The 6851-nt window shown below is 31.9% G+C and carries 3 protein-coding genes and 2 pseudogenes; 3 read left to right on the plus strand and 2 right to left on the minus strand.

Going from position 1 to position 6851, the window contains the following annotated elements; all coding sequences use genetic code 11:
• Nucleotides 1–159 (minus strand): annotated as a pseudogene (locus AJ939_RS11330) (hypothetical protein); the annotation flags it as partial.
• A gap of 1252 nt (nucleotides 160–1411) precedes the next feature.
• On the opposite strand from AJ939_RS11330, the gene AJ939_RS00020 reads away from it, so the two are divergent.
• Nucleotides 1412–1987: a cytochrome c3 family protein gene (locus AJ939_RS00020; protein WP_070242974.1), complete on the plus strand. Its 576-nt coding sequence runs from the start codon at nucleotides 1412–1414 to the stop codon at nucleotides 1985–1987.
• 10 nt (nucleotides 1988–1997) lie between these two features.
• A complete protein-coding gene (locus AJ939_RS00025; protein WP_070275943.1) occupies nucleotides 1998–4514 on the plus strand; it encodes a molybdopterin guanine dinucleotide-containing S/N-oxide reductase in 2517 nt (838 codons plus the stop codon).
• Between the two features lie 24 nt (nucleotides 4515–4538).
• Here the strand turns inward: AJ939_RS00025 and zupT are convergent, their stop codons facing one another.
• Nucleotides 4539–5414, minus strand: coding sequence for a zinc transporter ZupT (gene zupT, locus AJ939_RS00030; protein WP_052776816.1), 876 nt, complete (start codon nucleotides 5412–5414; stop codon nucleotides 4539–4541).
• A gap of 168 nt (nucleotides 5415–5582) precedes the next feature.
• Between zupT and AJ939_RS00035 the strand changes: the two are divergent.
• Nucleotides 5583–6851, plus strand: a pseudogene (locus AJ939_RS00035) (cache domain-containing protein); the annotation flags it as partial.

Raw genomic sequence — 6851 nt, forward strand, 5'->3', positions numbered from 1 at the left:
TTCTTTAACGGCTTGATTGTCTTGTTCTAAACCTTTTTTAGTAGCAAGGATATTTTCGTTGATAGCACTTGAGATTTGTCCAAATTCATCATTGCTTTTTACTTCTATAGTAGAAACATTTTTTGTTTTATGGTTGATGAAGTCAAAGAAATTTTGCAAAGATTTAAAAATTGAATTAATTTTTGCACTTACCATATATTTTATACACATATATACAATAGCTGAAATTATAATTAAAAATATAACAACTACAGCAACTATAATTAACTGAAGATTATATAAAGGTTTTAAAACTGAATTTTTAGGGGTTGTTACAAGTATACTCCAATAACTTGAATCTTCTAGGGTACTAAAGGAGACAACCGAAGCATAACTAGTTAAACCTGTAGATGTATAAAAATTATTGATTAAAATATCTCTATGTTCTTTAATAGCACTTAATATAGGAGCTACAGAAGGAGAATGGTTGTATTCATTGATTTTTTGCAAAATTGCTTTAGGATTTTCATGTATAACAAATGTTCCATCATCTGTAAGTAGTAATCTTTGATCTCCTTCGTGAAAATTTAATGAAGGATCAAGTAAAGCTTTAGACATCTGTGAAAGCTCTAAAGAGAAACCAATAACTCCTGCAAAATCTCCTTTTTGATTAAAAATAGGCATTCCTAAGTTTATCCCTAAAAATTCTCCATTGCCATAATCAAGACGCTTAACTGAACCAAAAATAATCTTTTGTTCTCCATTGTGCACATTGTTTTCAATTTTTGAGATTACAGGTATACTGTTATACATATTTTTATTTTGTATAAATGTTTTAATACCTCCGTCAATCCCTGGAGTTGAATCATTATAAACAATAGATAAATTTCCATTTTGAATGTCTTTTTCTTTATTTCCTGATAAGACTGAAAGATCTTTAATGTATAAAAAAGCATAAGTGGTATGCATACTTGAATCTAATGTTTTTTTGGTCAAATTTTCCAATACATTAATGTCAATATTCCCATTATCATTAATAACTTGTTGTATACTAGTACCTAATGCTTTAGAGAGTAAAAAAGGTTCGTTAAGTGTGGATTGCATATAATTTACATATCTTTTTGAAGCTATATCTAGAGCAATTTCTGCTTCTTTTTCCATATTTTGAGAAACTTTCCATGATATGATGGCAATCATAAAGACTAAGCTAACCATAACACTTCCAATTACTGAAAGGGTTAATTTAGTTCCGATAGATTTTAACATTGTCTTCCTTTCTTGTATATTTATTTTCTAGAATTATAACTATAAAATGCTTATTTTTTTCTAAAAAAGTTATTAATTATTAATTAATATTTTGTTAATATTAATTAATAATTAAATTAAATAATGTTAAAATACATTTACATCAAATTTATATTAAGGAATAGCAATGAAAAAGATTTTCATTTCTTTTGTTGTCCTAGCGACATGTTTATGGGCAAAAAATACCGCCTATACTGATGAAGTTGTATCGCTTTATCTTAATAAAGATGATACTAAAGTCATAGGAAGACTTTTACCTACAAATCCTTTTGAAGTGTTAAAAAGCGCAAATAACAGGGTTTTGCTAAAAATTGATGGTTATGTAAATCCTAAAGCACCTTCTGTGATTTATTTCAATGACTCTCAAAGAATTATTGTTGCAGCTTTTTCTAAAAATACAAAATTAAATTTCTCTCAAAGAATAACTGGAAAAAATGGAAAATGGGATAAGGTAAGCCTTGAAATTTGGGCAGATAAAAAAGAATTTGTCAAAGACAATAAAGAAATGTTAAATCGAGCCAAAGAGCTTTTTGTAAATAACTGTGGAATTTGCCACGCTATCCACAAAGAAAAAGAATTTACAGCTAATGCTTGGCCTGCAATTTTCCGTTCTATGGCCGATAGAACAGGTATTGATAAAAAAGACAGATGGCTAGTTATAGAATACTTACAAAAAAACGCAAAAGATTTTAAAACAAAATAAGGAGAAAAGCATGCTAGATAGAAGAAAATTTTTAAAAATTGGAGCGAGCTTAAGTGCTTTACCTCTCATTCTAAGCTTAAGTGCAGGAAAAACCGTAGAAGCTTCAAAAGTTAGCCTCGGACTTGTAAAAAATGGAGAAGTGATTACCGCAGCACACTGGGGGATTTTAAAACTCACTATAAAAGATGGTAAGATAGTAAAAAGTGAACCTTGGGAAAAAGTTACAAAAATGGATAATCCTTTACAGCACTATACTGCCGATATGGTTTATAAATCTCGTGTGAAGTATCCTTATGTGCGTAAATCCTACCTTGAAAATCCTGACAATCCTAAACCTGAGCTTCGCGGAAAAGATGAGTTTGTTCGCGTAAGTTATGGTGAAGCGATCAAGCTTATCGCCAAAGAGCTTAAAAAAACAAGAGATAGTAAAGGTGCAAGTGCGATTTTTGGTGGAAGCTATGGCTGGAAATCAAGTGGAAATATGCAAAACTCACGCATCTTACTTCATAGATTTTTAAATGTAACAGGTGGATTTGTAGGAGCTACAGGAGACTATTCTACAGGAGCTTCTCAAGTGATTATGCCTTATGTTGTAGGATCGATTGAAGTTTATGAGCAACAAACCTCATGGGAAAATATCTTAAGTGATTCTAAATATGTTGTGATTTGGGGTGCTGATCCGCTTTCTACTTTACGCATAGCTTGGACTTCAAACGAACAAAGAGGTTTGGCATACTTTGAAAAACTTAAAGACAGTAAAATCAAAGTGATTTGTATAGATCCTATAAAAACCACTACAGCGAAATTTTTAAATGCCAAATGGATAGCTCCACGCCCAAATACCGATGTAGCTTTAATGATGGGTATGGCAAGCCATTTAATTGCTAAGAAAAAAGTTAATTACGAGTTTTTAGACACTTACACTACAGGCTTTGATAAATTTAAAGATTATTTAGAAGGTAAAGAAGATGGAGTGAAAAAAGATACCAAATGGGCAAGTAAAATTTGCGGTATCGATGAAAAAACCATCAAAAAATTAGCTGAAACTTTTTATGATAATCCTACTATGATTATGAGTGGTTGGGGTATGCAAAGAGCACATCATGGCGAACAGCCTCACTGGATGCTAGTTACTCTTTGTGCAATGTTAGGACAAATCGGCACAAAAGGAGGCGGTTTTGGACTAAGCTATCATTACAGCAATGGCGGTGTTCCAACTTGCAAAGGCGGAGTTATCGGCGGTATGACAGCAGGTAGTTTAGGGATTTGGAAAAATGGTAAATTTAAAGGTTTAGTAAAAAGCGAAACTTCAAACGAAGGCGCAGAATGGCTTCAAAATGCAGCGAGTTATTCTTTCCCTGTAGCAAGAATCGCTGATGCTTTACTTCACCCTGGAAAAACCATAGATCACAACGGCTCTAAGCTTACCTATCCTGATATTGATTTTATTTACTGGGTAGGTGGAAATCCTTTAGTGCACCATCAAGATACCAACACTAATGTAAAAGCATGGAGAAAACCACGCACCGTTGTGGTAAATGAAATTTACTGGACTCCAACAGCTAAAATGGCAGATATTGTTATGCCTGTAACTTCATCTTATGAAAGAGATGATATTACCATGACAGGAGATTATTCAAATATGCATATAGCTCCTATGAAACAAGCAGTTGAGCCTGTGGGTGAAAGCAAAGATGATTATGTAATTTTCTCTGATATTTGTAAAATTTATGGAAAAGATGTCTTTAATGCCTACACAGAAAATGGCAAAAAAGCTAAAGATTTCATCAAAGAATACTACAACAGTGCCCTAAAACAAACTCAAAGTTTTGGCGAAGCTTTTGCTACGCCTATGCCAAGTTTTGAAGAATTTTGGGCTAAAAATGAACCAATCACTTTTGAACCAACAGCTGAAAGTTTAGAATGGACTCGTTTTTCAGAATTTATAGAAGATCCTATCTTAAATGCTCTGGGTACAGATTCAGGGCTCATTGAAATTTACTCAGAAACGATTAAAAATTATAATTATGATGATTGCAAAGCCCATCCTACTTGGTTTGAGCCTATTGAATGGCTTGGAAATGCAACCAAAGAAGCACCTTTCCACTTACTTACAAACCACCCAAGAGATCGCTTACACTCTCAACTTTGCCACACAAGCTTAAGAGATACTTATGCAATAAAAGATAGAGAGCCGATTTTAATCAATTCCAAAGATGCAAAAAAACTTGGTATAAAAAATGGCGATGTAGTGCGCGTGTTTAACAAACGTGGCGAAGTTTTAGCAGGGGCTGTTGTAAGTGATGAAATCATGCAAGGGGTTGTAAGGATTTGTGAAGGTGCTTGGTATGATCCTAATGAAAACGGACTTTGCAAATGTGGAAATGCAAATGTTTTAACCATGGATATGCCAACTTCAAAACTTGCCAATGGCAATATCTCTCACACAGGGCTCGTAAACATAGAAAAATTTAAAGGTGAACTACCAAAACTTACTGCCTTTAATGCGCCAAAAGGTGTGAATTAAATTGCAAGAAAGCCGTAAGGCTTTCTATTGTCCAAGCAAATTTAAACTTAAAGCCATTATTGCCATTCCTAATATAAGTCCATATAAACTATCATGGGCCTTATCATAAGTTTTTGCAGCGGGCAAAAGTTCATCAAGAGATATAAAAACCATAATTCCTGCAATCACAGCAAAACTTATAGCTAAAGTAAGATCGCCTATAAAAGGCAATAAAATCAAAGCTCCAACAAAAGCACCCAAAGGCTCTGCAAAACCCGAAAGAGCTGAATAAATAAAAGCCTTTTTCTTATTTCCTGTAGCATGGTAAATTGGCAAACTCACGGCCAAACCTTCAGGGATATTGTGTATAGCCACAGCTATAGCTATAGCAATTCCTAAAGTAAGATTGTCAAGACTCGAAATAAAAGTAGCAAAACCTTCTGGGAAATTATGTATAGCAATAGCCAAAGCTGTAAAAATCCCTGTGCGTTTTAAAGCTTTAGTATTGATCTGATGCAACTTTTCTCCAGGATGAAATTTCGGAGGATTTTGTCCTTTTTGAGGTAAGGGACAAATTTTTAACTCGCTTAAATCCTCTTTAGGCTCGTGAGGATTGACATCTTCGGGGATTAATTTATCAATCAATAAAGATATTAAAATTCCACCAAAAAAACAAGCTAATCCCAAAAGCTCAGCCCAATGCGAATCATAGTGATTTTTAAAATCTTTAAGTGCAGTGGGTAAAATTTCCATGAAAGAAATATATATCATTACCCCAGCTGAAAAACCAAGTCCTAAAGAAAGTACCCTTAAATCATCTTTTCTAGAAAAAAAGGCTATTATAGAACCTATAGCTGTAGAAAAACCTGCAAAAAGAGTCAGTAGCATTGCGATAAAAATTTGTTCAAAGGTAAATTGCATTAATAATTCTTAACTTCAATAAAATTTTAATATTTTAAATACTTATATTTATAAAAAGTTAACATATGGTAAAATTACAAAAGATATTAAAATTTTTAAGAATATTTTAAAAAATTATAGAATACTATACTAAGTTTTTTATAAATTTTTAAAAGTTAAGGAAAAAATATGAATTTTCGTTCTTTAAATATAAGCACTAAGCTTATTCTATCTGTAGCTATAGGGGTAATTTTAGGCATTATCGTATTAGTTTCAACAGTTTCCATATATATTTCTGAAAATATGGAAAAAGAGGCCAAAGATTCAATATTTTTAGCTTCAAAAAGATACACCAATTATATGGAAGGTATTCTAAATGAAACTGTTGCACTTGCAAAAGGAACCGCAACTTCCTTAAATGATATGTTTGAACACAATAATCAAGTTGATGCTGATTTGATTGAAAGCTTAATGAAAAATTTATTTGATAGTAGTTTATATTCAGCTTATACTTTTTTGTATTTAAAAGATACTTCAGTGCTAGGGGATGCTCAAGGAATTGATAAAAGATACACAAGTTCTGATGGTAAAACTTTTGCTATGATTTATTTTGATCAAACCACTGGAAAATCTGGAGGAATAGAAACGATTCAAACGCCAAATAATTTTGATAATTTAAAGATTATAGAGCAAGTAGAAAAAAACGCTAAATATGGAGATAAAGATAGTTTATTTGTTGGGCCACCAACTAAACTTAACTACGATGGAAAAGATTTTCTAGGTATTAATTTTGGAATGCCTATTTTTAATAATAAAGGTAAATTGATTGGAGTTGCTGGATATACTTTAGATTTTTCTGAAGTTTCTGAAACCATACTTGACCCAAAATTAGATTTTTTTGAAGGGGATTTAAGATTTTTAATGACTGATAAAGGTGTTATTGCCATTCATAAAAATCATAATGCCATTTTAAAAACACTCAGTGATATAAATAAAGATCCCTCTGTGGAGTTAGTCAATAATGCTGTTAAAGAACACAAAACTGTTATAATAGATGATTATGTTGCTTCAACTGGAGATTTAAGCTATGCATCCGTTTCATCTTTTAGTACTGCAAATAATTCAAGTTATTGGAGTATGGTTGTAACTGCTCCTAAAAATTCAGTTTTAGCACCTTTAAAGAAATTAGAAATTATTTTTATCGTTATTTCTTTTTTTATACTACTTGTCATATTGATTATAGTTTATGTCTGCGTTAAAAAAATAGTTGGATCTAGAATTCCTGTCATTTTAAAATCTTTAGAAAATTTCTTTCGTTTTTTAAATCACGAAAAACACGAAGTTGATTTAATTTCAATCAAAGCCGATGATGAACTTGGAAAAATGGGCAAAATGATCAACGAAAATATCCTTGCTACTAAAAAAGGTTTAGAACAAGACAATCAAGCCGTTAAAGAA

This window comes from Campylobacter sp. BCW_6889, assembly GCF_001762535.1.
Lineage (GTDB): Bacteria > Campylobacterota > Campylobacteria > Campylobacterales > Campylobacteraceae > Campylobacter_D > Campylobacter_D jejuni.

Coding starts and splice junctions, on each gene's coding strand:
- zupT (WP_052776816.1), bottom strand. CDS start 5,414: ATGCAATTTACCTTTGAACAAATTTTTATCGCAATGCTACTGACTCTT.
- AJ939_RS00025 (WP_070275943.1), top strand. CDS start 1,998: ATGCTAGATAGAAGAAAATTTTTAAAAATTGGAGCGAGCTTAAGTGCT.
- AJ939_RS00020 (WP_070242974.1), top strand. CDS start 1,412: ATGAAAAAGATTTTCATTTCTTTTGTTGTCCTAGCGACATGTTTATGG.